This window comes from Streptomyces sp. XM4193 (assembly GCF_023072595.1).
Taxonomy (GTDB): Bacteria; Actinomycetota; Actinomycetes; order Streptomycetales; family Streptomycetaceae; genus Streptomyces.
In genome coordinates, this window is record NZ_JALLGK010000006.1 from 82,563 (window position 1) to 106,864 (window position 24,302).

General features: G+C 72.6%; 24 protein-coding genes. 13 read left to right on the forward strand and 11 right to left on the reverse strand.

Annotation, left to right across the window (positions count from 1 at the left end; translation table 11 throughout):
* The 3 genes from MTQ01_RS17205 to MTQ01_RS17215 form a co-directional block, all read right to left on the reverse strand.
* Nucleotides 1-786, reverse strand: a complete 786-nt coding sequence (locus tag MTQ01_RS17205; protein WP_247491427.1) for an electron transfer flavoprotein subunit beta/FixA family protein — start codon at nt 784-786, stop codon at nt 1-3.
* 271 nt (nt 787-1,057) lie between these two features.
* Nucleotides 1,058-1,522, reverse strand: a complete 465-nt coding sequence (locus tag MTQ01_RS17210) for a flavin reductase family protein (protein ID WP_282613809.1) — start codon at nt 1,520-1,522, stop codon at nt 1,058-1,060.
* Between the two features lie 385 nt (nt 1,523-1,907).
* Complete coding sequence (locus MTQ01_RS17215) at nt 1,908-2,237, reverse strand: thioredoxin family protein (RefSeq protein WP_247491429.1); 330 nt, start codon at nt 2,235-2,237, stop codon at nt 1,908-1,910.
* A 369-nt stretch (nt 2,238-2,606) separates the two neighbouring features.
* On the opposite strand from MTQ01_RS17215, the gene MTQ01_RS17220 reads away from it, so the two are divergent.
* The gene (locus tag MTQ01_RS17220; protein WP_247491430.1) at nt 2,607-3,326 is read left to right on the forward strand and encodes a 1-acyl-sn-glycerol-3-phosphate acyltransferase; all 720 of its coding nucleotides are present in this window, start codon (nt 2,607-2,609) and stop codon (nt 3,324-3,326) included.
* Between the two features lie 287 nt (nt 3,327-3,613).
* On the opposite strand, the gene MTQ01_RS17225 is transcribed toward MTQ01_RS17220, so the two are convergent.
* The 3 genes from MTQ01_RS17225 to MTQ01_RS17235 are packed head-to-tail and all read right to left on the reverse strand — an operon-like array spanning nt 3,614 to nt 6,910.
* A complete protein-coding gene (locus MTQ01_RS17225; RefSeq protein WP_247491431.1) occupies nt 3,614-4,675 on the reverse strand; it encodes a low specificity L-threonine aldolase in 1,062 nt (353 codons plus the stop codon).
* Nucleotides 4,672-5,436 carry an SDR family NAD(P)-dependent oxidoreductase gene (locus MTQ01_RS17230; RefSeq protein ID WP_247491432.1) on the reverse strand — a complete coding sequence of 255 codons (765 nt, stop codon included), beginning with the start codon at nt 5,434-5,436 and terminating at the stop codon, nt 4,672-4,674. Before MTQ01_RS17230 ends, MTQ01_RS17225 begins: the two co-directional genes overlap by 4 nt.
* 55 nt (nt 5,437-5,491) lie before the next feature.
* Nucleotides 5,492-6,910 (reverse strand): DUF6421 family protein, encoded by a 1,419-nt coding sequence (locus MTQ01_RS17235; RefSeq protein WP_247491433.1) that lies wholly within the window; start codon nt 6,908-6,910, stop codon nt 5,492-5,494.
* Nucleotides 6,911-7,246: 336 nt separating this feature from the next.
* On the opposite strand from MTQ01_RS17235, the gene MTQ01_RS17240 reads away from it, so the two are divergent.
* Complete coding sequence (locus MTQ01_RS17240) at nt 7,247-7,921, forward strand: glycerophosphodiester phosphodiesterase family protein (protein ID WP_282613794.1); 675 nt, start codon at nt 7,247-7,249, stop codon at nt 7,919-7,921.
* Here the strand turns inward: MTQ01_RS17240 and MTQ01_RS17245 are convergent.
* On the reverse strand, nt 7,893-8,459 hold the full coding sequence (locus MTQ01_RS17245) for a GNAT family N-acetyltransferase (RefSeq protein WP_247491435.1): 567 nt from the start codon (nt 8,457-8,459) through the stop codon (nt 7,893-7,895). The genes MTQ01_RS17240 and MTQ01_RS17245 overlap by 29 nt on opposite strands.
* A gap of 42 nt (nt 8,460-8,501) precedes the next feature.
* Here MTQ01_RS17245 and MTQ01_RS17250 point away from each other — a divergent pair, with 42 nt between their 5' ends.
* From MTQ01_RS17250 to MTQ01_RS17265, 4 genes are all read left to right on the forward strand, one after another.
* Nucleotides 8,502-8,903 (forward strand): VOC family protein, encoded by a 402-nt coding sequence (locus MTQ01_RS17250; RefSeq protein WP_247491436.1) that lies wholly within the window; start codon nt 8,502-8,504, stop codon nt 8,901-8,903.
* Between the two features lie 174 nt (nt 8,904-9,077).
* The gene (locus tag MTQ01_RS17255) at nt 9,078-9,671 is read left to right on the forward strand and encodes a DUF5134 domain-containing protein (protein WP_247491437.1); all 594 of its coding nucleotides are present in this window, start codon (nt 9,078-9,080) and stop codon (nt 9,669-9,671) included.
* A 174-nt stretch (nt 9,672-9,845) separates the two neighbouring features.
* Nucleotides 9,846-10,787 carry a M56 family metallopeptidase gene (locus MTQ01_RS17260; RefSeq protein WP_247491438.1) on the forward strand — a complete coding sequence of 314 codons (942 nt, stop codon included), beginning with the start codon at nt 9,846-9,848 and terminating at the stop codon, nt 10,785-10,787.
* A 441-nt stretch (nt 10,788-11,228) separates the two neighbouring features.
* The gene (locus MTQ01_RS17265) at nt 11,229-11,891 is read left to right on the forward strand and encodes a TetR/AcrR family transcriptional regulator (protein WP_247491439.1); all 663 of its coding nucleotides are present in this window, start codon (nt 11,229-11,231) and stop codon (nt 11,889-11,891) included.
* A gap of 3 nt (nt 11,892-11,894) precedes the next feature.
* On the opposite strand, the gene MTQ01_RS17270 is transcribed toward MTQ01_RS17265, so the two are convergent.
* Nucleotides 11,895-13,379, reverse strand: coding sequence for an LVIVD repeat-containing protein (locus MTQ01_RS17270; RefSeq protein WP_247491440.1), 1,485 nt, complete (start codon nt 13,377-13,379; stop codon nt 11,895-11,897).
* Between the two features lie 186 nt (nt 13,380-13,565).
* Between MTQ01_RS17270 and MTQ01_RS17275 the strand changes: the two genes are divergently transcribed.
* The 5 genes from MTQ01_RS17275 (at nt 13,566) to MTQ01_RS17295 (ending at nt 18,690) form a co-directional block, all read left to right on the forward strand.
* Nucleotides 13,566-14,222: a DUF305 domain-containing protein gene (locus MTQ01_RS17275; RefSeq protein WP_247491441.1), complete on the forward strand. Its 657-nt coding sequence runs from the start codon at nt 13,566-13,568 to the stop codon at nt 14,220-14,222.
* Between the two features lie 308 nt (nt 14,223-14,530).
* Complete coding sequence (locus tag MTQ01_RS17280; protein ID WP_247491443.1) at nt 14,531-15,619, forward strand: sialidase family protein; 1,089 nt, start codon at nt 14,531-14,533, stop codon at nt 15,617-15,619.
* Nucleotides 15,620-15,845: 226 nt separating this feature from the next.
* A complete protein-coding gene (locus MTQ01_RS17285; protein WP_247491445.1) occupies nt 15,846-16,523 on the forward strand; it encodes a uracil-DNA glycosylase in 678 nt (225 codons plus the stop codon).
* Nucleotides 16,520-17,524, forward strand: coding sequence for a BadF/BadG/BcrA/BcrD ATPase family protein (locus MTQ01_RS17290; RefSeq protein WP_247491447.1), 1,005 nt, complete (start codon nt 16,520-16,522; stop codon nt 17,522-17,524). Before MTQ01_RS17285 ends, MTQ01_RS17290 begins: the two co-directional genes overlap by 4 nt.
* 266 nt (nt 17,525-17,790) lie before the next feature.
* A complete protein-coding gene (locus MTQ01_RS17295) occupies nt 17,791-18,690 on the forward strand; it encodes a sirohydrochlorin chelatase (RefSeq protein ID WP_247491448.1) in 900 nt (299 codons plus the stop codon).
* Between the two features lie 97 nt (nt 18,691-18,787).
* On the opposite strand, the gene MTQ01_RS17300 is transcribed toward MTQ01_RS17295, so the two are convergent.
* Entirely contained in the window at nt 18,788-19,843 is a 1,056-nt protein-coding gene (locus MTQ01_RS17300) for a lactonase family protein (RefSeq protein ID WP_247491450.1), read from the reverse strand.
* 363 nt (nt 19,844-20,206) lie between these two features.
* Complete coding sequence (locus MTQ01_RS17305; RefSeq protein ID WP_247491452.1) at nt 20,207-21,712, reverse strand: FUSC family protein; 1,506 nt, start codon at nt 21,710-21,712, stop codon at nt 20,207-20,209.
* Between the two features lie 124 nt (nt 21,713-21,836).
* Here MTQ01_RS17305 and MTQ01_RS17310 point away from each other — a divergent pair, with 124 nt between their 5' ends.
* Nucleotides 21,837-22,601: an HAD family phosphatase gene (locus MTQ01_RS17310; protein ID WP_247491453.1), complete on the forward strand. Its 765-nt coding sequence runs from the start codon at nt 21,837-21,839 to the stop codon at nt 22,599-22,601.
* Nucleotides 22,602-22,659: 58 nt separating this feature from the next.
* On the opposite strand, the gene MTQ01_RS17315 is transcribed toward MTQ01_RS17310, so the two are convergent.
* Nucleotides 22,660-23,286 (reverse strand): hypothetical protein, encoded by a 627-nt coding sequence (locus MTQ01_RS17315; protein WP_247491455.1) that lies wholly within the window; start codon nt 23,284-23,286, stop codon nt 22,660-22,662.
* Nucleotides 23,287-23,632: 346 nt separating this feature from the next.
* On the opposite strand from MTQ01_RS17315, the gene MTQ01_RS17320 reads away from it, so the two are divergent.
* Nucleotides 23,633-24,232, forward strand: a complete 600-nt coding sequence (locus MTQ01_RS17320) for a hypothetical protein (protein WP_247491457.1) — start codon at nt 23,633-23,635, stop codon at nt 24,230-24,232.
* Nucleotides 24,233-24,302 lie beyond the last annotated feature (70 nt).

Consider the following 24,302-nt stretch of genomic DNA (forward strand, 5'->3'; position numbering starts at 1 on the left):
TCAGAGGAACTTCTGGCCCGCGAGGTACTCGGCGAGCTGCTTGCCGCCCTCGCCCTCGTCCTTCACCACGGTGCCCGCGGTACGCGGCGGACGGGCGTTGGCCTCGTCGACCGCGGTCCAGGAACCCTCCAGGCCGAAGTCGTCGCCGTCCAGGTCCAGGTCGTCCAGGTCCAGCTCCTCGACCGGCTTCTTCTTGGCCGCCATGATCCCCTTGAAGGAGGGGTAACGGGCCTCGCCGGACTGGTCGGTGACCGAGACGACGGCCGGCAGCGCGGCCTCGAGGTTCTCGGTGGCGGCGTCGCCGTCCCGGCGGCCGGTGACCTTGCCGTCGGCCACGGAGACCTCGGAGAGCAGGGTGACCTGGGGTACACCCAGGCGCTCGGCGAGCACCGCGGGCAGTACGCCCATCACGCCGTCGGTGGAGGCCATACCGCAGACGACCAGGTCGTAGCCGGTCTTCTCGATGGCGGCGGCCAGCACCTTGGAGGTGCCGAAGACGTCGGTGCCGTGCAGGTCCTCGTCGTCGACGTGGACGGCCTTGTCGGCGCCCATGGACAGAGCCTTGCGGAGCGCGTCGCGAGCGTCCTCGGGGCCGACCGTCAGCACGGTGACCTCGGCGTCGTCGGCCTCCTCGGAGATCTGCAGGGCCTGCTCGACGGCGTACTCGTCCAGCTCGGACAGCAGACCGTCCACGGCATCACGGTCCGTGGTCAGGTCCTCGGCGAAGTGCCGGTCGCCAGTGGCGTCGGGCACGTACTTCACACAGACAACGATCCTCAAGCTCACGCCGGCTCTCCTACTGCGTCGTTACGGGCTGCCTTGTGCAGGCAGCATAGGCGCCTGTCGGCACGGACTCCGGTCGGGTCGGACCGACGCTCCGCGCAATTTGTTACTCGCCAGTACATCGTTCCGGCGAAGAGTTAGCAAGCTGAGACGACTGTGACGTTGCCAACGTCGCACACCGCCTGCGCACGCAGGCACGCGCGGCCCGCTCACGTGCGCGGGAGAGCCTGTGCGGCGCCCCGGCCGGCGACCCGTGGCTGCGGTCGCGACCCCGTTAGTCGCGCAGGGCGGCGAACCGCTGGTCGTGGTGGACCAGGGGCCGCCCCGGACCCGAGGCGTCGCCCTCCAGCACCTGCGCCAGCACCACCCGGTGGTCCGCCGCCGGCACTCGCGCCACGATCCGGCACAGCATCCACGCGGGCACTTCCTCCAGCACCGGCACCCCCGCCGCACCCCGGTGCCACCGGGTCGGTGGAGCGAACCGGTCCGCGCCGCGGCGCGCGAACCGCTCGGCCAGCTCCTCCTGGTGCTCGCCCACCACGTGCACAGCCACCTGTGCCGCCGACTCCAGCACCGGCCAACTGGAGGAGGACGAACCGATGTTGAACGAGACGACCGCCGGCTCGGCGGCGACCGACGCCAGCGAAGTCGCGGTGAAACCCACCGGGGTGCCGTCCGGGGCCGAGGCGGTGACCACCCAGACACCGGCGGCCGAGCGGCGGAAGGCCGCGCGCAGCAGCCGCGACGCCTGCTCACCGCCACCGAGCGAGTCGGCGGCGTCCCCCGCGGCGGTCGATCGCGGCACACGCGGTGCCGTACGGGTCTCCGGTGTGCTCACCGCGCGACTCCCAGTTGCATCGCCCCAGGTTGACGATCTGTCGACAACCCCGTCAAGACAGCCTCCCCGGATGCGATCACTCTCACGCACGGCACACGACCGCGAACTCGGCGGGGGACGTACACGGACACGGACACGGACACGGACACGGATGCGGACGCGGATGCCGACGAGCGCACCGACATTGACGGCGCCGTGTACGCGAGCCCCCGCGCACTCGCACCGCGGCACCGGGCGGCACAGCGCCGGGCAACCGCGCCCCGCTCGGCCACCGCGCCCCGCCGGTTCACAGCGCCTCGCCGAGCGCCGCGATGACATCGGCACGGCGCGGCATCCCGGTGGCCCGGCGCACCACCTCTCCCGAGGCGTTCAGCACCAGCACCGTGGGAGTCCGCACGATGCCCAACCGCCGCACCAGCGCGAGTCGTTCCTCCGCGTCGACCTCCACGTGCGCCACGCCCGCCACCATCGCGGCGACCTCGGCGAGCACCCGGCGGGTGCCGCGGCAGGGCTGGCAGAACGCGGTCGAGAACTGCAGGAGGGTCGCCCGCTCCCCCAGGCTCGGCACTCCGATCAGGGCAGCCTCCACCCGCTCGACGCCCGCCGGCTCTCCCACCGCGCTCCTCCTCGCTCGCACCGCAGCCGGTGCCTCACCTTCGTACGCTCCGTCGCTCGGCCGTCCCGCGCACCGCAGCCCGGCCGTCCCCCACCGGCGCCCGCGAGTCCGCTCCGCGCCCGTGGCGCGCCTCGTCGCCCCAGCTGTCCTCCTGCTGGGCCCGGTGTCCTCGCAGCACCGCCGAGCGCCCCGATATTCCCGTCCCCGGCTTCACCGGGGCTCACCCACACACGCCCCACCCACCTCACCCGTGACCCCGGTCCCGGCCCGGCGGGGGTAGCCGAATCAACTTACGGTCGCGTAAGTTGAGCGCGATGTCCGCGCCGGGAGTACGTTCCCCAGGCAGTCTCACGTAAGGGTTCCCCCCGCATGGCAGAGCTTGTGTATCCACCCGTCGTCGGCGCTGCCCGGACCCTGTTCAAGGTCCTCGATCTGCGTTTCGACATCCAGGGCACCGAGCACATTCCGCGCCACGGCGGAGCCGTCCTGGTCAGCAACCACATCGGCTACCTGGACTTCGTGTTCGCCGGGCTCGCCGCGCGCCCGGCCAAGCGGCTGGTCCGCTTCATGGCAAAGGACCAGGTCTTCAAGCACAAGGTCTCCGGTCCGCTGATGCGCGCGATGAAGCACATCCCGGTGGACCGCAGCGCGGGCCAGGACTCCTACCGGCACGCGGTGCGCTCGCTGAAGGCCGGCGAGATCGTGGGGGTCTTCCCGGAGGCCACCATCTCCCCGTCCTTCACGCTCAAGCAGTTCAAGTCCGGTGCGGTGCGGATGGCCCAGGAGGCCGGGGTGCCGGTACTGCCGGTCGCCCTGTGGGGCACCCAGCGGCTGTGGACCAAGGGACGCAAGCGCGACTTCGGGCGGAACCACTTCCCCATCACCATCCGCGTCGGCGAGCAGATCCCGGCCCCGGCCGACGAGTCCCCCGCCGCGCTGACCGACCTGATGCGCGACCGTATGCAGGAGCTGCTGGAGGCGGCGCAGGAGGCGTACCCGGCCAAGCCCAGCGGCCCGGACGACACCTGGTGGCTGCCCGCCCACCTCGGCGGCAGCGCACCGCCCGCCCCGGGCGCCACCGCGGCCTGACGCACTGCTGCGGACAGCGACACCTCCACCGCACTGCCCGCCGGCTCCGTGAACCGGCGGGCAGTCGGCGCGCCGCGGGGCTCGGCGCACAGCAGGGCTCGGCTCCCGCGCACGCGGCGCGCGGGGCACGGCCGGAAACGCCCGTCGAGCGGCGTGCAGACGCGGAAACGCCCGTCGGCCGGGGACAGTTGAATGTCCGCGGACGACGGGCGGCGGTACTCCGGGCCACCGGTACGACGCTGCACGGTCTGCTCACAGACCCGGCTCAGGCCCTGCCGCGGGCTCAGTCAGGCGCCGATCTCCTCGCGGAGCGCGGCGAGGAAGCCGTCCACGTCCTCCTCGGTGGTGTCGAACGCGCACATCCAGCGCACGTCGCCGGCCGCCTCGTCCCAGAAGTAGAAGCGGTAGCGCTTCTGCAGGCGCTCGCTGACCTCCTTGGGAAGCCGGGCGAAGACGGCGTTGGCCTGCACGGGGTGGAGGATCTCCACGCCGGGGACCTGCCGTACGCCCTCGGCGAGCCGGGCCGCCATCGCGTTGGCGTGCCGGGCGTTGCGCAGCCACAGATCGCCGGCGAGCAGCGCCTCCAGCTGCACGGAGACGAAGCGCATCTTCGACGCCAGCTGCATCGACAGCTTGCGCAGATGCCGCATGGCGCGGGCCGCGTCCGGGTTGAGCACCACGACCGCCTCGCCGAAGACGGCACCGTTCTTGGTGCCGCCGAAGGACAGGATGTCCACGCCGGCGACGTTGGTGAAGCTGCGCATGGGGACGTCGAGTGCCGCCGCGGCGTTGGATATCCGCGCGCCGTCAAGGTGGACGAGCATGCCCCGCTCGTGGGCGTGCTCGCAGATGGCGCGGACCTCCTGCGGGGTGTACACGGTGCCCAGTTCGGTGTTCTGGGTGATCGAGACGACCTGCGGCATCGCGCGGTGCTCGTCGTCCCAGCCGTACGCCTCGCGGTCGATCAGCTCGGGGGTGAGCTTGCCGTCCTCGGTGGGCACGGTCAGCAGCTTGAGGCCGCCGACACGCTCGGGGGCGCCGCACTCGTCGACGTGGATGTGGGCGCTGTCGGCGGCGATCACCGCGCCCCAGCGGTCGGTGACCGACTGGAGCGCGACGACGTTGGCGCCGGTGCCGTTGAAGACCGGGTAGGTCTGCGCGTTGCCGCCGAAGTGCCGCCGCATCAGCTGCTGGAGCTGCTCGGTGTACTCGTCGTCGCCGTACGCGACCTGGTGGCCCTCGTTGGCCAGGGCGAGGGCGGCGAGGACCTCGGGGTGGGCGCCCGCGTAGTTGTCGCTGGCGAAGCCGCGCAGTGCGGGGTCGTGGCGCCGCTTGACGTCGGTCCTCACGGCTGGGGAGTGAGCCACAGGCGTTTTCCGTTCACTTCCTCGGTGGGCTTCTCCCACGTCCCGACGATGGCCTCGGCCAGGTCCTTGACGTCGGTGAAGCCGGCGAACTTTGCGTTGGGACGCTCGGCCCGCATCGCGTCGTGGACCAGCGCCTTGATCACCAGGATCGCAGCCGCCGCCCGCGGCCCCTGCTCGCCCCCCGCCTTGCGGAACGCGTCGCCGAGCGCCAGCGTCCACGCCTCGGCGGCGGCCTTGGCGGCGGCGTACGCGGCGTTGCCCGAGGTGGGCTTGGCGGCGCCGGCCGCGCTGACCAGCAGGTAGCGGCCGTTGCTACTGCGGTCCAGCGCGCCCTCGAAGGCAAGGCTGGTGTGCTGGACGGTGCGGATCAGCAGGTTCTCCAGCGCCTCCCAGTCCGCGAGGTCGGTCTCGGCGAAGGTCCGTGAACCGCGCCAGCCGCCGACCAGGTGCACCAGTCCGTCGATCCGGCCGAACTCCTTCTCCGTGCGCAGCGCCCAGGCCCGGGTGTCGTCCGGGCTGAGCAGGTCGACGGTGTCGCCGACGACGGTGGTGCCGCCGTGGGCGAAGCGGGCCGCGTCCACCCCGACCGCCAGCCGCTCGGGGTCGGAGTCGGAGGCCACCACGACCGCACCCGCCTCGGCGAGCCGCAGCAGCAGGGCCTGTCCTGCGGGTCCGCCCGCTCCGGCCACCGCCACCACTGCGCCTTCCAGCGCTCCGCCGTTGCCCTCGCTCGCTGTGCTCATGCTCGCCTCCACTGCCCGTGCCGTCCTGGTTGTCCCTCGTGCCGTGCCCGGGCCCTCACGCCGCAGCGGCCGCGGGGGGCTGCTCCGCCGTGATGCCCTTGGTCGACGCGATGACAGTGCGCAGCTTCTTCCCAAGTGCCTCGTAGAACATGCTCAGCGGGAACTCGTCGGGGTGCACCTCGTCGACGAGCTTGCGCGGCGGCAGCGAGAGGTCGAGGGCTTCCGCGCCCTTGGCCCAGGTCGAGCCGGGGTGCGGCGAGAGGTAGCCGGAGACCAGCTCGTAGGCCTTCAGCCAGTGCACGAGCTTGGGACGGTCGATGCCCTGGCGGTAGAGCGTCTCGATCTCCTCGCGCAGCTGCACGGTGACCTGCCGGGCCAGGTCCCAGTCGACGGTGAGGCGGTTGTCGGTCCAGCGCAGGGCGTTGTGGCGGTGGAGGTAGGCGAAGAGCAGCTGCCCGCCGAGACCGTCGTAGTTGCGGTTGCGCTCGCCGGTGACCGGGAAGCGGAAGATGCGGTCGAGGATGACGGCGTACTGCACGTCCCGGCCCTGCGGGTAGCCGTCCTCCTCCAGCTTGACGGCCTCGTGGAAGGCGGTGAGGTCGCAGCGCAGCTCCTCCAGGCCGTACATCCAGAACGGCTGGCGCTGCTTGATCATGAACGGGTCGAACGGCAGGTCGCCGTGGCTGTGGGTGCGGTCGTGGACCATGTCCCACAGCACGAAGGCGTGCTGGGTGCGCTGGAGGTCGGTGAGCAGGCCCTGCGCGCTCTCGGGCAGCTCCAGGCTGGTGACCTCGCAGGCCGCCTCGACGACGCGGGAGAAGCGGGCGGCCTCGCGGTCGCAGAAGATGCCGCCCCAGGAGAAGCGCTCGGGCGCCTCGCGCACGGCGATGGTCTCGGGGAAGAGCACCGCGGAGTTGGTGTCGTACCCGCTGGTGAAGTCCTCGAAGGTGATGCCGAGGAAGAGCGGGTTGTCGTAGCGGGTGCGCTCGAGGTCCGCGAGCCACTGGGGCCACACCATCCGCAGGGCGACGGCCTCGAAGTTGCGGTCGGGGTTGCCGTTCTGCGTGTACATCGGGAAGAGGACCAGGTGCTGGCGGCCGTCGACGCGGTCAGCGGCGGGCTGGAAGGCGAGCAGCGAGTCCAGGAAGTCGGGTACGGCGAAGTCGGAGGCGACCCAGCCGTGCAGGTCGGCGACGAGCGCCCGGTGGTACTCCCGGCCGTGCGGGAGCAGCGGGGAGAGCTGCTCGACCGCGGTGGCCATCCGGTCCACCTGGGCGCGCACCTGCTCGGCGGTGGGAGCGTCGGGTGCGGTGAGGTCGACCGAGCCGTCGGCGGACTGCCAGGGGCGGATCGTCTCGACCGCGTCCTTGAGCTCGCTCCACGCGGGGTGGGACACCACGGGCTCGGTCGTTGACTCGCTGTGGGCAGCACGAACGGCGCCGCCGGCGGTGGGTGACGAGAGGGTTTCCGTCATGAGCGTGCCTCCACAGGAAAAAATCACGTGTGGCCACGTTAACTGGTCAGCATTCCCCTACTCAAGACCAATGACTGCAAATCTTCCGGCCCTGGATGCGATCAAGGCAACGTTTTCCCGTCGAGAACTACTTCGATGCTACGTTCGCCCACATCTGTCCGCATCAGGATCATCGAGTCGCCGAACAGCCGCCCGCCCGGCCGCTCTTGGCGGTCACGGACTGTTCACCGCGGCTCCGGCCGACCACCGCCCGTACGCCGTCCGCCGGCCGGTTCGTGGATCTAGGGTGGTCGGACGAAGTCGGCACAGGCAGAAAGCGAGCAGCGGGTGTCCCTGATGACTGTCGGCCACCGCGGCGTGATGGGTGTCGAACCGGAGAACACCCTCCGGTCCTTCCGGCACGCCGACCGCCTCGGTCTCGACGCGATCGAGCTGGACCTGCATCTGAGCAAGGACGGCGCTCTCGTCGTCATGCACGACACCACCGTGGACCGCACAACCGACGGCACCGGCGCCATCGGTGACCTCACTCTCGCCGAACTGCGCGGACTGGACGCCGGATCGGGCGAGCAGGTGCCGGTCTTCGAGGAGGTCGTCGACGCGGTCCGGTCGCCTCTGCAGGCAGAGATCAAGGACGTCGCCGCGGCCCGGGTGCTCGCCGAGGTGATCACCCGCCGCGAGCTGCACGACCGGGTGACGGTCATCTCCTTCCACGCCGAGGCGCTGCGCGAGTCGTGCGCGCTGCTCCCGAAGATCCCGCTCGTGCTGGTCACCGGCCGCTCCACCCCCACCGCCGCCGTCCGCGCGGTGGAGCTGGGCGCGCACATGGTCTCCTGCGACCTGCGGCATCTGACGCCGGAGGTCGTCCGGGAGTGCCGCGAGGCGGGGCTTAAGGTCATCAGCTGGACGGTGAACACCGCCGAAGACCTCGCCCGCGTACGGGAGTTGGAGCTGGACGGCGTCGTCACCGACCTGCCGGAGATCAGCGCGGCGCTGCGTCCAGCTCTTTGACCAGCACCTCAAAGCAGAGGTCGGGCCGCCGCGGCAGACCGAAGCGCTCGTCGCCGTACGGGAAGGGCTGGAGCTCGCCGGTCCGGCAATAGCCGCGCCGCTCGTACCAGGCGATCAGGTCCTCGCGCGCGGAGATGACCGTCATACGCATCTCCCGCGCGCCCCACCGGTGCGCTGCGAGCCGCTCGGCCTCCGCGAGCACCTGCCGGCCGAGACCGCCCGCCTGCAGTTCGGGGCGTACGGCGAACATGCCGAAGTAGGCGCTCGGCCCCTCGGCGGACTCGCGCTGTTGCACATGGCAGCAGGCGACCGTCCCGCCGGACCGCTCGACGACCAGTACCAACCCGTCCGCGGCGTCGACCAGTTCGGCCACGCCCTCGTGGTCGGTGCGCCTGCCGTCCAGCAGATCCGCCTCGGTCGTCCATCCGACACGACTGGCCTCGCCCCGGTAGGCCGACTCCACCAGCGCGACCAGCGCGGGCACATCGTCGGCGGTGGCGGCCCGGAAGCTCAGCGCTGCGGCGAGGGGAGTCTCCATGGCGGCGAGCCTAGCGCGGTGCCGCGCCCTATCGTCGGCCGCATGGTTCACGTACTGAGCAGCCGCGTACTGCTGCGCCCGACCGATCCGGCAGCCTCCAGGGACTTCTACGGCCGAGTCCTCGGCCTGGCGGTGCAACGCGAGTTCGAGACGGGGCCGGGGCCGGAGGACCTCGGCACGGTCTACTTCCTCGGCGGCGGACACCTCGAGCTCTCGGGTCGGGCCGAGCAGCCCGCCAACCCGGGCCTGCGCCTGTGGCTCCAGGTCCTCGACGTCGAGGCGGCCCACCGCGAACTGCGCGAGCGGGGCGCGCGGATCACGCGTCCGCCGGTGCGCGAGCCGTGGGGGCTGGTCGAGATGTGGGTGGCGGCTCCGGACGAGGTGAGCCTGTGCGTCGTGGAGATCCCCGCCGACCACCCGTTGCGCTACCGGCCCGCCCCCTGAGCGGACCGGCACCCACGCCGTCTGCCGTCTGCCGCCACGGATGTGTCGGCGGGACCGGCCCGGGGAGTGCGCGCCCCCGCGCACGGCGCGAGCGGGTGTGCTCCTCTGCGCTCCCGTACGGCCTCGCCTCCCGGGTAGGTCGCCGGTGACGGGTGTGCAGCGACGGAGGTGGGGATGCACGGACCGCCGGTGGTGGGCTGGCTCCTGGTTCTGGTGTGCGCGACGGCAGGCGCGGTGTGCCTGGCGCGCTCGCGGCGCGGGACCGGCAGGCCGGAGCGCCGGAGCGCGCGACTGGAGACGGCGATGGGGTTCGCGATGGCGCTGATGGCCGTGCCCGGTTCGCCGGTTCCGGCCTCGGTGTTCGTCGTGGCCTTCGTCGGTGTCGGGCTCGTCGCGGTCCTGTTGTGGGCCCGTACCGCCCCCGGCCCGGACCGGCGGCATCTGCCCCACCATCTGATCGAAGCGGGCGCGATGGCCGCGATGGCGATGGGCGCTCTCGGCCCCGCTGCCGGGTCCGCAGGCCACACCGGGCACGGCGGTGGTGCGCACCCGGCCGGCGTCGGACTTCCGGCAGCGCTGCTCGCCTGCTACTTCCTGGCCTGCGCCCTGCGCCGCGTGGCCTCGCTGGCCGCCGTACCGTCCCCGGCCGCCGTCGCCCTGCCGACCGCGGCTCCCGCTCGCCCGGCAGGGCTCGCGGCGCTCCCGGAGACTGCGCACGCCTGCCGGGCGGCGCTGGCCCTGGCGACCGCGACGATGCTGCTGCTGTGAGCCGCTGCTCGTCCTCGCCATGTATCCCGGCCCGGACCCCCGCTCGGTCCCGCATCTCCGCGGGCCGCGGACTGCTGCCTGCTCGTCACCGAAAAGCCGAACCGGGCTGAGTCGTACGTCACTTCGTCTTCACCGTCGTACCTGCCGCGAGCGCGGGCGCCATAGGCTGGGGCCATGATGGTCGCGCTGGCGCTGCTGCTCCTGGGTGGACTGACCGCGTCGATGGCGCCGCGGATGCTGGCCCGGAGTGCCTGGCCCGACCGCGAACCGGTGCTTGCCCTGTGGGTCTGGCAGTGCGTGGTGGCCGCGGTCCTGCTGTGCTGCGTCCTGGCGATGGCGTTGAGCGCCGCCGAAGCGTGGCAGGCGGTGCGCGGACATGTCTTCGGCCCCGCCCCGCAGCAGGTGATCGAGGCGTACGCGCTGTCGGCCGAGGGACACACCTGGGCGGCCGCTCTGGCGGTGCTGCTGTTCTGCGGCGGCGCCTGGACGGCCGCGATGCTCACACGCGAGGTGCTCGCCGCCCGCGGTCGCAGGCGGCGGCGCCGCGAGGAGCTGCGCGAGCGGGTTCCGCTGCTGCCGGGCGAGGAGGAGGACACGGAAGGTCGCGTGATCGTCCTGGAGAGCGAGCGTCCCGAGGCGTGGTGGCTGCCGGGCAGCCCGCCGCGGCTGGTGGTGACCTCCGCCGCCCTGCGACGGCTGCGCGGACGGCAGTTGGACGCCGTGCTCGCCCACGAGGAGGGCCATGTGCGCGCCCGGCACGACTGGTTGCTGCACTCCTCCTCCGCGCTGGCGACGGCTTTCCCCCAGGTTCCGGTGTTCCGCGCGTTCCGGGTGCAGATGCACCGGCTCGTGGAGCTGGCCGCCGACGACGTCGCCTCGCGGCGGCACGGGCGCCTGACCACGGCTCTGGCGCTGGTCGGGCTGAACGAGGACCGCGGCGTCTTCGGCCCCTGCCCGCTGCCGCACGGCGGTGTGCCCCAGCGGGTGGACCGCCTGCTGGCACCCGCGGACCGGATGAGCCTGTCCCGGCGGGTGCGGATGACGGCAGTGGCCTCGCTGGTGCCGGTCGTACCGGTGATGGTCGCCTTCGTGCCGGGTCTGTACGCGCTCACCTGACCGCCGTCCCCGGCGGGTGAGCCGCGGTGCGTACGAGGCGCCCGGCCGCAGGCGCCGCACTCACCTTCTCCGCAACCGCCGGCGGCCTCGACGGCGTTCCCGGGTTCGGTGCGCCACGCCTCCCGTTCGCACGCCCAGCCGCAGCCGCAGCCGCAGCCGCAGCCGCAGCCGCAGCCGACGGACGGTGCGCTCTCTCGCGCACCGAACACCCCGAACGTGAGGCGAATCACAGTGCCGGATTCCGCCCGGCCGACCCGGGATCGGCGCGGACAGCGCTGAAGGGGGCGGCTGAACGCCGCCCCCTTCAGCGACAACCGGTACGGGCGATCCCCCGCGTCGCCCGTACCGGTTCTCATTGCCCCCGAAAGTCCGCACCGGGCGGAACTCCGCAGGCCCTGCTGAGTATATTGGCTGGGAGCCAGCCAACGCAGGAGCTACAGCATGTCGCCTAGAAGCGCCGCGGTCAACGAGGAGTTGCGCCGCCGATCCCGAGAACGCCTCCTTCAGGCGACAATCGAGCTGGTCGACGAGCGGGGTTACGAAGCAACTACTTTGGGCAGCATCGCCGATCGGGCCGGTACGGCGAGGGGGCTGGTCTCCTACTACTTCCCCGGGAAGCGTCAGCTGCTTCAGTCCGCGGTCCACCGGCTCATGCATCTGACGCTGGAGCGGGCGCTGGGCGCCGCGGCGCTGACCCCGGGCGCCGACGCGGGCCAGGACCAACTCGCCCGGGCGATCGACGCGATCCTCGGCCTCGCCGAGGTCCACCCCCTGCTGATGCGCACGCACATGGCCGGGATCCTCCAGCAGGAGGGCTTCGTCCGGTGCGAGGAGCAGCAGCGCCTGGCCGAGCTGCTGCGGCAGGCGATGGTGGACTACGGCTCCGACGATCCGGACGCCGACTACCCGCTGCTGCGAGCGCTGTTGATGGGTGCGATGGTCGCCGTACTGCTGCCGGGCGCCCCGATGCCGCTGTCGCGGCTGCGCGCGGAGCTGTTCGACCGGTACGGCCTGGAGTGGCAGTTGGGCGTTCCGCCGGGCGGGGCGACCCGCCCGGCGGAACCGGTCACCCGGAAACCGGGTGGATCCGCCGGCGACGACTGAGCGTCAGTGGCGGATGTGCGGCTGGGTCTGGGCGTTGAACTCGTCCAGCCTGACCTTCTTGGCACCGTCGGTGCGCCGGTCCTTCAGCTCCAGGACGTCGAAGCCGTTCTGGTCGTTGCTGTAGATGTGACCGTTGTACCAGTAGGCGCTCCAGGTGCCGCCGAAGGTGAGCTCGGAGGTGGACTCCGGCCCGCGCTCGAAGTAGCCGATCTCCTCGGGCTTCTTGGAGTCGGTGAAGTCCCAGACCGACACCCCGCCCTGGTACCAGGACTGCACCATGATGTCGCGGCCCTTGACCGGGATCAGCGAGCCGTTGTGCGAGACGCAGTTCTCGGTGTCCGCCTGGTGGCGGGAGATCTTGAAGTAGTTCTGGAAGGAGAGCTCGGTCTTCTTGCCCTTGCCCTTCAGGTGGTAGATCCCGTTGGCGCCCTTGTCGCTCCCGGTCTCCTCGTTGCACATGGCGCCGCCGCCACCACCGAGCTCGTCGGTGAAGACGACCTTGCGACCGTCGTTGCTGAAGGTGGCCGAGTGCCAGAAGGCGAAGTTCTCCTCGTCACGGACCCGTTCGACCACCTTGGGCCGGTCCGGCCTGCTGATGTCCATCACGATGCCGTCGCCCATGCAGGCGCCCGCCGCGATCTTGAACTTCGGGTACGAGGTGATGTCGTGGCAACCGGTCGTCTCGATCTTCTCGGGCCGGTCCGGGTTCCCGGGGAAGCCGCCGTCGGGGAACAGGCCCTCGAAACGCACCAGTTCGGCCTTCTGCGGGGACTTCTTGGGCACCTTCACGATCGAGATGCCGTCGTGCGGGGGCTGGCAGTCGGGGAAGGACTCATCCGGGAAGTACGAGGAGACGTACACGTAGACGTTCTTGCGGTCCGGCACCAGGGTGTGCGTGTGGGAGCCGCACGCGGTCTCCACGGCCGAGACGTAGCGGGGCTTGGTCTTGTCGCTGATGTCGAAGACCCGCACGCCCTCCCAGGAGTCCTTCTCGTCCGGCGGGCCGGAGGTGCTGTGGCAGGTGTCGTCGCTGCGCGAGGAGTCGACGGAGAGGATCAGCAGGTCGCCGGCGACGGAGATGTCGTTCTGCGAACCGGGGCAGAGCACCTGGCTGACGATCTTCGGCGACTTCGGCCGGCTGATGTCGTAGATGACGAAGCCGTCGTAGTTGCCCGCGAAGGCGTACTTGCCCTGGAAGGCCAGATCGCTGTTGGTGCCGAGGATGGCGCCCTTGGGCGTGTTCGACAGATGACGCATGTTCTTGCTCATGTCGATCTCGCCCGATCCGGGTATCTCACCGGACTTGATGGACTTCTCGACTTCCGCCTGCTCGGCCCTGGACACGTCCTCGGCCACCGGCGGGGTGTCACCGGGGTCGGGTGTGGCGACCGCGGGGTGTGCGGTCAGCAGCGCGGCGAGCATGCCGACCGCGGCCGCGGCCACTCCCAGGCGTCTGCGCCGCACGCGGGATGTGTGCAACGAGGTCAAAGCTTCCTCCTTGGATCGGCCCTGACCGGCCCGGACTTGGGCCCGCCGGGGACCCCGGCAGTATCCCGCTTCTCATGTACATTCCAATAGAACGAAACAAGGTTGTCATTTACACCGGTCTCACCGGCCGTCGACCACGTGCTAGGAACAGACGACTTGCACCCCTCGCCACAGGAGGATCTCGTGATGCGTCGTCACCCCACCCGGCGTACCGCCCGTACGGTCTGCGCGCTGCTGGCGCTCGCCCTGCTGACCGGCGCCGCGGGGTGCTCGGGTTCGGAGTCCAACGAGAGCGCCGGTCCCGACGTGATCGCTCCGGGCAGGCCGGGCGAGGAGGCGACCACCGTCTCCCCCGACGAGGCGAAGGCGGCGCACCGCAGGCAGAACCGGCCGAACCGGGCCGACTTCGAGTTCCACACCATGATGATCGTCCACCACCAGCAGGCGCTGGAGATGTCCGAGCTCGCCGACAAGCACGCGAAGGACGACCGGGTGGGCAAGCTCGCGGACCGGATCAGGACCGCCCAGGGGCCCGAAATCACCTTCATGCGCGCCTGGTTGAAGCGGAACTCGGCGAACGACCCGTCCGACTCCGCCAAGGGCCACGACCACTCCTCGATGCCCGGCATGGCGAGCGCGGAGCAGCTCCGGGAGTTGCGGGAGGCGCGCGGCAAGGAGTTCGACGAGCTGTTCCTCACGCTCATGAGCACCCACCACGAGGGCGCCGTGACCATGGCCCTGGACGCCCTGCGCGAGGGCAACGACATCACCACCTCGGAGCTGGCCACCGAGATCGCCGCCCAGCAGAAGGCGGAGATCGGCCGGATGCGCTCCCTGCGCTGACACCGCTCCCGCCCGTCCCGCTCCCCAGCCGCCACGCCTCGTTCCGCTCCCCCGCTGCCCGTACGCTGCCACGCCCTGCCCTGCCCTGCGCGTCCGCTCCCACGCCCGTACGCCCCCGTGCCGCCGTGGGACGGCAGGCTCCCGCCCCCGTCCCACCTGCGGGAACGCGTCGCCGGGGGGCGATTGTCAGTGGTCGGGGGCAGACTGCGGAACAGGTGCTGCGCCGTGCCCTGTGGGCCCGTCGTGCGGCGCCGAGCGCAGACAGCCAGGGCCGTACAGGGACAAGGGTGTCCCGGAGAGTTGGCAGCATGTCGCAGGTACTTCTCGCCGTGGGCACACGCAAGGGCCTCTTCCTCTTCTCGCGCGGGCAGGACGGGAGTTGGAGCCCGGCCGGCGGGCCGCACTTCGTCGACCAGGCGGTGTACGCCGTGGCCATCGACACCCGCGCTCCGGGCCCCCGGCTGCTGGTCGGCGGGGACAGCGCGCACTGGGGGCCGTCGGTCTTCCACTCCGACGACCTCGGGGCCACCTGGCACGAGCCCGCCAAGCCCGCGATCTCCTTCCCGGAGGACACCGGTGCCTCGCTGGAGCGGGTGTGGCAGCTGCGCCCCGCCGGCGAATCGGAGCCCGGCGTCGTCTACGCCGGCACCGAGCCCGCGGCGCTCTACCGGTCGACGGACCGGGGCGAGTCGTTCAGCCTGGTCCGGTCGCTGTGGGACCATCCGCACCGCCCCCAGTGGGAGCCGGGCGGCGGCGGTCTCGGCCTGCACACCGTGCTGCCCGACCCGCGGGACCCGCGTTCGCTGCTGGTGGCGATCTCCACCGGCGGCGTGTACCGCACCGAGGACGGCGGCGAGAGCTGGGCCGCGTCCAACTCCGGTGTCTCCACGGTGTTTCTGCCCGGCCCGGCGCCGGAGTTCGGCCAGTGCGTGCACAAGGTCGCGCGGGACGCGGCCGATCCCGACCGCCTCTACCTGCAGAACCACTGGGGCTTCTTCCGCAGCGACGACGGCGGGCGCCACTGGGCCGCCATCGAGTCGGGCCTGCCCTCCACCTTCGGCTTCCCCGTGGTCGCCCACCCGCACCGGGCGGACACCGCGTACGCCTTCCCGCTCAACGCCGACTCCGACCGGGTCCCGGCGGAGCGGAGCTGCCGGGTGTACCGCACCGAGGACGCCGGCCGCAGCTGGTCCCCGCTGGAATCCGGGCTTCCGCAGGAGCCGCACTTCGGGCCCGTGCTGCGGGACGCCATGTGCAGCGACGACAACGACCCCGCGGGCATCTACTTCGGCAACCGCAACGGCGAGCTGTACGCGGCCACCGACGACGGCGACAGCTGGCAGCAGTTGGCCGCCCATCTGCCCGATGTGCTCTGCGTACGGGCCGCGAGCGTGTGAGGGCAGCATGCGCCTCGGAGCGGCGTCGGCGCGGCATCGGCGCGGCGCCGGCGCGGCATAGGAGCGGCGCCGAAGACGGCTCGGCCCGGGCAAGTGGCCCGCGGGCGGGGCGAGTCGGCGGAGGTCCCACGGGTGGGCGCCCGGGCAGCGCCTGATCCGCCCGCCCCCGCCCGCGTCTTCCCTCCGCCTCCCCCGCAGCGCTTTCGCGGCAGTAGAGTGACGCCCCGTGGCACCACGACCTCTGCATGAAATCGTCGAGCCCGGCTGGGCCAAGGCGCTGGAGCCGGTGGCCGGGCAGATCGCCGTGATGGGCGACTTCCTGCGCGCCGAGATCGCTCAGGGCCGTACCTATCTGCCCGCCGGCGAGCACGTACTGCGCGCGTTCCAACAGCCCTTCCAGGATGTCCGGGTGCTGATCGTCGGCCAGGACCCGTACCCCACTCCGGGGCACGCGGTCGGGCTGTCGTTCGCGGTGGCCCCGGAAGTGAGACCGCTGCCCGGGAGCCTGGAGAACATCTTCCGGGAGATGCACACGGATCTGGGCGCGCCCCGCCCCTCCAACGGCGATCTGACGCCCTGGGCGGGTCAGGGCGTGCTGCTGCTCAACAGGGCGCTCACCACTGCCCCGCGCAAGCCCGCCGCCCATCGCGGCAAGGGCTGGGAGCAGGTCACCGAGCAGGCGATCAGGGCGCTCGTCGACCGTGGCACCCCGCTGGTGGCGGTGCTCTGGGGCCGGGACGCCCGCAACCTCCGGCCGCTGCTGGGCGGCGTTCCGTGCGTGGAGTCCGCCCACCCCTCCCCGATGTCCGCCGACCGGGGCTTCTTCGGCTCCCGTCCGTTCAGCCGCGTCAACGAACTGCTGGGCGGCCAGGGCGCCCAGCCGGTCGACTGGCGGCTCCCGTGAGCGCCTCCTGGGTCCTCGGAGTGGACTCGGGAGGGTCGGGGCTGCGGATCGCCCTGGCGCGCGCCGAGACGGCCGCCCTGGCCCGCTCCGGCGGCACCCCCGCGCAGCCGCCGCAGCCGGTCGGCCGGGTCCACCGGTTCGAGCCGCTGCGCACCGGCGCCGACGGCATCGACAGCGCTCAGCTGCTCGACCGGCTGCTGCCCGCCGCGCGCGAGCTGCTGGCCGAGGCGGGAGCCGAGCGTCCGGGAGCGGTGTGCATCGGCGCCGCGGGGCTGGCCACCCTCGGCGACGGGCTGCGCGCCGCCGTTCCCGCCGCCCTCCGGCGGGAGTGGGGAGCCGTACGGCTGGCGCTCGCCGCCGACACGGTGGCGGGGTACGCGGCGGCCCTCGGTGAGGAGCCCGGTGCGGTCGTCGCGGCGGGCACCGGGATGATGGCGCTCGGCACCGATCTGCGGCAGTGGCGCAGGGCCGACGGATGGGGTCACCTCCTCGGTGACTGCGGCGGCGGCGCGTGGATCGGCCGGGCGGGTCTGGAGTGCGCGATGCGCGCGCACGACGGCAGGAGCGGCGGCAGCGCCGCGCTGCTGGCCCGTGCCGAGCAGCGCTTCGGCCCGGCCGGCGAGCTGCCGAGCAGGCTCTACCCCCGTACGGACCGGCCCGCGGTGCTGGCCTCCTTCGCCCCGGACGTCGCCGATCTCGCCTCGTCCCGGGACCCTCTGGCGATGACGATCATGTCCGGGGCCGCCGAGGAGATCGCGGTCTCGGCCGTGGCCGCGATGCCCGACCTGCCCGGGGCCCGACTCGCCCTGACGGGCGGGCTGTTGGAGCTCGGCGAAGCCCTGACGGAGCCGCTGCTGCGGCAGCTCGCCGAGCGGCTGCCGGACACCGGGGTGAGCCGCGCCGAGGCGCAGCCGCTCGCCGGGGCACTGCGCCTCGCGGCAGCACTGCCCGGGGGGCGGCTTCGACTGCCCGTGGACCGACGGCTGTTGAGCGTGTTCTGAGCCGCCCGCGAGCGGGTCCGCGACTGCGCCGGTCGGCGCCGCGGTCGGCGCGGCGGCGGCAGGCCCCGTCCGTGCGGCACCGGCCGCAGCGGTGCGGCCCTCGACAGTGCCGGCACGGCGGTGGTGACCTCGGTGAACCACTTGGGCGGACCCACCAAAACGCAGACTCCGACTGCCGTGCGCCACGCGGGAGATAACGGGACAGAGGCCCCTCTAACACCCCCGGACCACGTGCTGGAGCCATCAAGGCATTAGCATGCGGCGCCATGAGCTCCTCTACCGGCCCCGACAATGGCCTGCCCGTCCGAATGCCTCGTCCCCGACAGTCGGGACGACACCGCCGCCCCGAGCCCGTCGTCGCCCCCGACGGCGCTCCCGCCCTGGTGCTCGCCGTACCCGGTGCGCCCAGCGGTGCGGTCCGGAGCCTGGCCGAGGAGATCCTGAGCATAGCCCGCTCGGAACTGCCGGGCATGGACGCCAGGATCGGCTATGTCGACGGCCAGGACGAGGAGTTCCCCGCGCTGGAGAACGTGCTGGCGCAGATCGCGGCGGAGCGCGCCGCGGCCGGGGTGGACGCGGAGGAGTCGCCGTCCGCGATCGTCATCCCGCTGCTGGCGGGTCCGGACGCCGCGCTGATGCGGCGGGTGCGCCAGGCCGTGCTCAACAGCGGTGCGGGCGCAGAGCTGACCGATGTTCTCGGCCCGCACCCCCTCCTGGCCGAGGGCGTCCACGTCCGGCTCTCCGAGGCCGGTCTCGCCCGCGCCGACCGGGCGCGGCTGTTCACCGTGGCCACCGCCGCCGACGGCATCATCCTGGCCACCGTGGGCGGCGAGGAGGCCGTCCAGGTCGCCGGCATCACCGGCATGCTGCTCGCAGCCCGCCTCGCGGTGCCGGTGCTGGCCGCGCCGCTCGACGAGGAGGGCGCGATCGCCCGTACCGCCGAGCAGTTGACCTCCTCGGGCTCCCAGCACCTCGCGCTGGCTCCGTGCCTGATCGGCCCGGAGGTCCCGGAGGGACTGCTCGCCTCCGCCGCGCAGGAGGCCGGCTGCCAGACCGCCGAGCCGCTCGGCGCCTACCCGGCGATCGGCAAGCTCGTCGCCTCCGCCTACGGCGCCAAGGCCGGTATCGCGGGTCCCGGGCAGCAGCAGGGCGCCGCGCTGCGCTGAGGCGCCCGCGGGCCACGTACGACAGTGCCCCCGAACTCTCGGAGCGATCCGGGGAGTTCGGGGGCACTGCCCCGTTCGGGGCTGGCCGGGCGCCGGATCAGCCGAACACGACGCAGCTGACCGCCGGTGCGGACACCGCACCGGCCCGCTTCGGTACGCCCGTCACCGGGTCGAGATCGAACCAGACCACTTCGCCGGAAACCTCGTTGGCGGCGTAGAGATGCCGTCCGCCCGGTCCGAGCACCAGGTCCCGGGGCCACCGACCGCCGCAGGAGACGGTTCCGACCAGCTCCGCGCCGCCCTCCTCGGGGTCGAGGCGGAAGACGGCGATGGTGTCGTCGCCTCGGTTGGCGACCCAGGCGGTGCTTCCGTCGGCGGAGAGCGTCAGCGCCGAGGGGTAGTTCTCGCCGTGGGCGCCGGGCGCACGGGTGCTCACGGAGCGGACCGGCCGCAGCGTGCCGCTCTCGCCGTCCCAGCGGCAGCCGGTCAGGGTCGAACCCAACTCGCTGACCACGTACACCACTTCGCCCGCCGGGTGGAAGGCCAGATGGCGCGGGCCGCCGCCCGCGGTGAGCTCGGCCTGTCCGTGCGGGATCAGGGCGGCTCCGGTGTGGTCGAGCCGGTAGACCCACACCGAGTCGGTACCGAGGTCGGTGGATAGCAACCAGTGCCAGCGCGGATCGGCGACCACCGCGTGCGCGTGCGGACCCGCCTGACGGTCGGCGTTCGGCCCGCTGCCGCTGTGCCGACGCACCGCGGGCTCCGCGCCGCCGACGCTGCCGTCGCTGCGCACGGGCAGCGCCGTGACGCTGCCCGAGGTGTAGTTGGCGGTGAACAACTGCCCCGCTGCGACGGTCAGATGGGTGGGCCCGCTCGCCCCGACCGACACCGGCCCGTCACCGAGCAGCCGCGGAGCGCCCGGCTCGGCGAGCGAGTAGGCGGCGACCGCCCCCTCGTCCTGCTCGCTGACCGAGTACAGGAACGCCGAGCCCGGGGCCAGCGTGAGGTAGGAGGGGTTCACCACCTCGTCGCAGTGCCCCCGCACTGTCAGCGCTCCGCTTTCGGTGTCGACGGCCGCGGTGGTGATGCCCCGCCCTCCGTCCGCGGTGAACGATCCGAAGTACGCCCACTGCCCGTTCCCCGTGCCGGCCACGACTGCCGCCTCTCCTCGAGCCCTGCTACCGCACTGCCCCGCGACCTCTGTGCGGCTGTACGGCTGTCCGGCGTGGACGCGGTACGGCGCGGGTCGCGGCTCCGCCGACGGTAGCAGTTGGTCTGGACCATGCCCCAGACATGCGCGCCCGCGAAACCGTCCGAAACCCGCCGTACGACCGGCGTCGGGCCCGCATCGGCGCCGGGAGACACCTCCGGCCGACTCCGGCGGCACCCGCGCGGGTCCGTCCGGGGGCGAGCGGGATGTCGACGGCGCCGGCTCCGAGTGCCGCCCGGCGGGCCGCGGGCGGGCGCCGGCTCAGCCGAACGCGGCCGCCCTTCGGCGTGCGCCGTGCGGCGCCGCTCAGCGCTGCGGCAGCGGGGCGCCCGGCTCGCTGTGCAGCGGCGCCGCGAGCCCGGCCAGCGCGGACTCCAGATCCCGCAGATGCACCAGCGCCCGGTCCGCGCCGGGGTGCTGCTGGGGTACGCCGGCGAGCCACGTCGGGCGCACCAGCGCCACCGCGCGGTCGCCCTCGCGCACCAGGTCCTGCACCGCGGCCTCCACGCGCCAGCAGGCGGCCATCAACCGGGCGTCGTGCGAGGCCGACGGGTCGGCGGCGACCTCGGCCAACCCGTGCACCTGCCGGGCGCAGTCGTCCAGCAGCGCCAGTACCTGACGGGCCCGCTCCTTGCGGGCGCGCAGCGGGTTGAGCGGGTGGACGAGCGGCGCGAGGGAGAGCCGAGCGCGGCCCAGCAACACCTCCAGCTCGGCGGCCCGGGCGGCCGGCGCGGCCTCCTCGTCGCCCGAAAGACGCGCGGCGGCCTCGGCGGTGCAGCGCTGCATGCACCGCAGGGCGCGGTGGATCCAGGCGTGCGTGGTCAGGTGGGTGGTCACCGGCAGTACGCACGCCACCGCCAGCACCGCGGCCAGCGCGCCGACCGTCGTCTCCACCACCCGCAGCGCCAGCAGCCCCGTGTGCAGCGCGCCCAGCAGCCCGTACAGAACGCTGACCATCAGCGTCACGAAGAACATCATCCAGCTGTAGGAGACCGCCGCCGTGTAGAAGATCCCGAAGACGCAGACCGCGACCACCAGCGCGGTGGGCACCGGGGAGCCGTCGACCGGGAGCGCCACCAGCAGCCCCGCCACGACGCCGCAGGCGGTACCGAGGAACCGGCGGAACCCGCGTACCAGCGTCTCGCCGCGGGACGAGGTGTTGACGAAGATCCACCAGGCGGCGCCGACCGCCCAGTACCACCGCTCCTGGGAGAGCGCCTGGCCGGCGGCGAGCGCCAGCGCGCAGGCCACCAGCGCCTGGAACGCCTGCCTGGTGGTCGGGCGGCGCAGTCCGCGGCCCGACAGCGGCGAGGGCACGGGCGGCAGCGGTCGTCCGCGCTCCACGCACCAGAGCCCGAACCGCACCAGGGAGGTCGCGGCCAGCGCGGTCGGTACGGCGACACAGAGCGCGGCGAGGTCCGCGGGCGCCGCCCGCAGGAACTGCGCGACGAAGAACATCATGAACGCGAAGATTCCGACCGCGTTGCCCCGCGGACCGAATCTGCGGGCGTACACGGTGAGGAAGACGACCACGAGGAAGGCGCCGTCACGCAGCAGCGGTTGGTCGTGGAGCGAGGCGGCGAGCGCGAGGGAGGTGAGCCCCACCGGCGGCAACAGCACGGTGGTGAGCGCCTGGGAGCGCACGGCCGGGTCGGTCACCGTGAAGAGCGCCAGCAGCGCGGCGACCCCGGCGACGACGCCCGCCTCGAGGCCGAGCCACGGCAGCGTCGCCGCCACCGCGAGCCCGACGCCCGCCACCGCACGCAGCGAGGTGCGAAGCCGTACCCGGCCCGGGTCGGGTGCCACGAACATCCGCTTCACAACTTGCCCACGCCTCCCGGTCCACATCCTGATACAGCAAGAGGAAAGCACCGCCTGTCGGCTACAGCAAAATCCGTCTCCCCTCCCGACCGCCCGGATTGGCATCCTTGGGCGCATGGCGCACTCCCCCACCCCCGCGGTGATCTTCGACCTGGACGGCACCCTCGTGGACAGCGAACCCCACTACTACGAGGCCGGACGGCTTCTGCTGGCCCGACACGGGGTGGCGGACTTCACCTGGCGCGAGCACCTGGAGTTCGTCGGCATCGGCACCCGCGAGACACTCGCCACACTGCGGCGCAGGCACCGTCTCGCCGCGCCCGTCGACCAGTTGCTGCGGGAGAAGAACGAGATCTACCTCGACCTCGCCCGGCGAGGCACCGCCGTCTTCCCGGGGATGCGGACGCTGCTGGAGCGGCTGCACGAGGCAGGCCACCCGCTGATCGTCGCCTCCGGCTCCTCGGCGGGCGCCATCGAGGCCGTGCTCGGGGGCACCGGGCTGCTCCCGCTGCTGCCCCGGTTCGTCTCGGCCGAGGAGGTGGGCCGCGGCAAGCCCGCTCCCGACGTCTTCGTGGAGGCGGCGAGACGACTGGGCGTGCGGCCGACGCGGTGTGCGGTGGTGGAGGACGCCGTACCGGGTGTGCAGGCGGCCCGCAGCGCGGGAATGCGGCGGATCGTCGTCCCGTACGCGGCACCCGACCGGCTGGAGGCGGACACCCCCGACGCCGCGGCGCACGAGGGCGGGGTCCCGGGCGGTCCGGCGGAGGGCCGGGCGCCGGGAAGCGGTGTGCGGGAGAGCTTCGAGGAGCTGGTCTTCCCCGGTGGGCAGCGGGAGTTCGACCCCGACCGCGCGTACGGGTGGCTGCTGCGGGAGGGCTGAACGCACCGCGGGCCCGCCCGCGAGCGTGAGGGCCGCGAGCGGGAGGGCCGCGGGTGGCTCAGCGGCTCAGGTACTTGCGCGGGGAGAGGATCTGGCAGGAGTACACGAAGCGCTCGTTGTTGGTGTACGTCGTGTACGCGTTGACGGAGCGCTTGCCGCCGGCGTTGACCGTCACCGAGTTCGGCCGGGTGGCGATGGTCCGCGTCGCGATGGTGGAACTGGCGCTGGTGCCGACCTTGAAGACCACGCTGTAGCTGTAGCGGAAGGACTGCTCGTTCGAGGCGTTCTGGATGTCCACCTCGTACGTCATCCGGCTGGAGTTCCGGTCGTACTTGCAGATCCCGCCGACGACCTCGCCGTTGGCGTTCGGGTTGTAGGTGGGCGGGGCGGAGTAGCCGCCCGTACCGCCCGAGGAGCCTCCGGAGGAGTAGCCGCCGGACGAACCTCCGGAGGACAGACCGCCGGAGGAACCGCCCGAGGACAGGCCGGAGGAACCGCCGGTGGCGTCGGGCCGCAGGGAGGGGTCGAGCGAGGGCATGGGCAGCGTCGGGAGCGTCGACGGTGCTTTCGGCAGATCGCCTCCGCCGCCGAAAGCCTTGTCCTTGGGATCGTCGGCGCAGCCGGCGAGAGCGGCGACGACGGCGAGGCTGAGCGAGGTGGCACCGATGGCGCGGCGAATACGCATTGCTGATCCCCCGGAGTGCTGCACCGCGGGCCGGCGGCGCAGGTCAGACGTTCACGAATGTGGCACGCGCTGTGCGGCGACGCCCCGTTGGCGGTCGCGCGACGGCAACTGCTGCACGCCACAAGCACACTAACGGATGACGGCTGCGCGACCACCGGCCCGCGAACCGCTTCGGCACAAGCTGTTGCACAGCCGTAGCCGGGCTGTTTCAGGGGCGGTTGGGCCGCGGCCCGAGCCGAACGGTACGCCGGTATCGACCTCCCCCGGGACGTGCGGTCTTGGTACTTTTGACGCTCACCCACCACGCTCCGCACGACTTCGCGCGCACTCCACCATCGGGGGACCAATGAGCCAGCCCTGGCAGCCGCAGCCCAACCAGTACGGACCGCCGCAGCCCCCGCCCGGCTACGGCTACCCGGGCCCGTATCCGCCGCCCCAGCAGCCGATGGGACCGGGCTACGGCGGCTACCGCCACCCCGGCTTCCCGCCGCCGCCCCGGCGCGGAAACGGCGGCAAGGCGTTCCTCTTCTCCCTGCTCATCGCGGGTGCGCTGATGGGTGGCTACGCGCTCTTCCTCACCGTCAGCTACGAGGACCTCTCCCGCGACGGCCTGCAGATCAGCTACATCGCCCTGGCGCTGGCGCTCGCCGTGCTCATCGGTCTGACCAGCGGCAACACCGCGGGCCGCAGCACCGGTTCGCACATCGGCGGCGCGATCATCGCCACCGCCGCGACCTTCTTCGCGGTGACCAACGGCTATGTCGCCGTCATCCTGGAGGCGGGCGGCACCGAGCTGCTGGAGGCGATGCTGGAGCACGACGCAGGGGCCCCGGCGGAGTTCTGGTGGGAGCGTCTGAGCGGCGGAGTCGCGCTGATCGGACTCGCCCTCGCGGGCGGCATCTGCTTCCTGACCGGCCACACGGTCGGCAAGAAGAAGCCCTACTGACCGCTTCGGCTCCGTCAACGCGCCTGCGGTGAACGCCCGTTCCGGCAACGACCTCGCCGTGTCTGCTGAT

Excerpts from the sequence above, each read along its gene's own strand:
- MTQ01_RS17220 (WP_247491430.1), top strand. The coding sequence starts at position 2,607 with ATGGCAGAGCTTGTGTATCCACCCGTCGTCGGCGCTGCCCGGACCCTG.
- MTQ01_RS17230 (WP_247491432.1), bottom strand. The coding sequence starts at position 5,436 with ATGAGCACAGCGAGCGAGGGCAACGGCGGAGCGCTGGAAGGCGCAGTG.
- MTQ01_RS17235 (WP_247491433.1), bottom strand. The coding sequence starts at position 6,910 with ATGACGGAAACCCTCTCGTCACCCACCGCCGGCGGCGCCGTTCGTGCT.
- MTQ01_RS17240 (WP_282613794.1), top strand. The coding sequence starts at position 7,247 with ATGACTGTCGGCCACCGCGGCGTGATGGGTGTCGAACCGGAGAACACC.
- MTQ01_RS17245 (WP_247491435.1), bottom strand. The coding sequence starts at position 8,459 with ATGGAGACTCCCCTCGCCGCAGCGCTGAGCTTCCGGGCCGCCACCGCC.
- MTQ01_RS17250 (WP_247491436.1), top strand. The coding sequence starts at position 8,502 with ATGGTTCACGTACTGAGCAGCCGCGTACTGCTGCGCCCGACCGATCCG.
- MTQ01_RS17255 (WP_247491437.1), top strand. The coding sequence starts at position 9,078 with ATGCACGGACCGCCGGTGGTGGGCTGGCTCCTGGTTCTGGTGTGCGCG.
- MTQ01_RS17260 (WP_247491438.1), top strand. The coding sequence starts at position 9,846 with ATGATGGTCGCGCTGGCGCTGCTGCTCCTGGGTGGACTGACCGCGTCG.
- MTQ01_RS17265 (WP_247491439.1), top strand. The coding sequence starts at position 11,229 with ATGTCGCCTAGAAGCGCCGCGGTCAACGAGGAGTTGCGCCGCCGATCC.
- MTQ01_RS17275 (WP_247491441.1), top strand. The coding sequence starts at position 13,566 with ATGCGTCGTCACCCCACCCGGCGTACCGCCCGTACGGTCTGCGCGCTG.
- MTQ01_RS17280 (WP_247491443.1), top strand. The coding sequence starts at position 14,531 with ATGTCGCAGGTACTTCTCGCCGTGGGCACACGCAAGGGCCTCTTCCTC.
- MTQ01_RS17295 (WP_247491448.1), top strand. The coding sequence starts at position 17,791 with ATGAGCTCCTCTACCGGCCCCGACAATGGCCTGCCCGTCCGAATGCCT.
- MTQ01_RS17305 (WP_247491452.1), bottom strand. The coding sequence starts at position 21,712 with ATGTTCGTGGCACCCGACCCGGGCCGGGTACGGCTTCGCACCTCGCTG.
- MTQ01_RS17310 (WP_247491453.1), top strand. The coding sequence starts at position 21,837 with ATGGCGCACTCCCCCACCCCCGCGGTGATCTTCGACCTGGACGGCACC.
- MTQ01_RS17315 (WP_247491455.1), bottom strand. The coding sequence starts at position 23,286 with ATGCGTATTCGCCGCGCCATCGGTGCCACCTCGCTCAGCCTCGCCGTC.
- MTQ01_RS17320 (WP_247491457.1), top strand. The coding sequence starts at position 23,633 with ATGAGCCAGCCCTGGCAGCCGCAGCCCAACCAGTACGGACCGCCGCAG.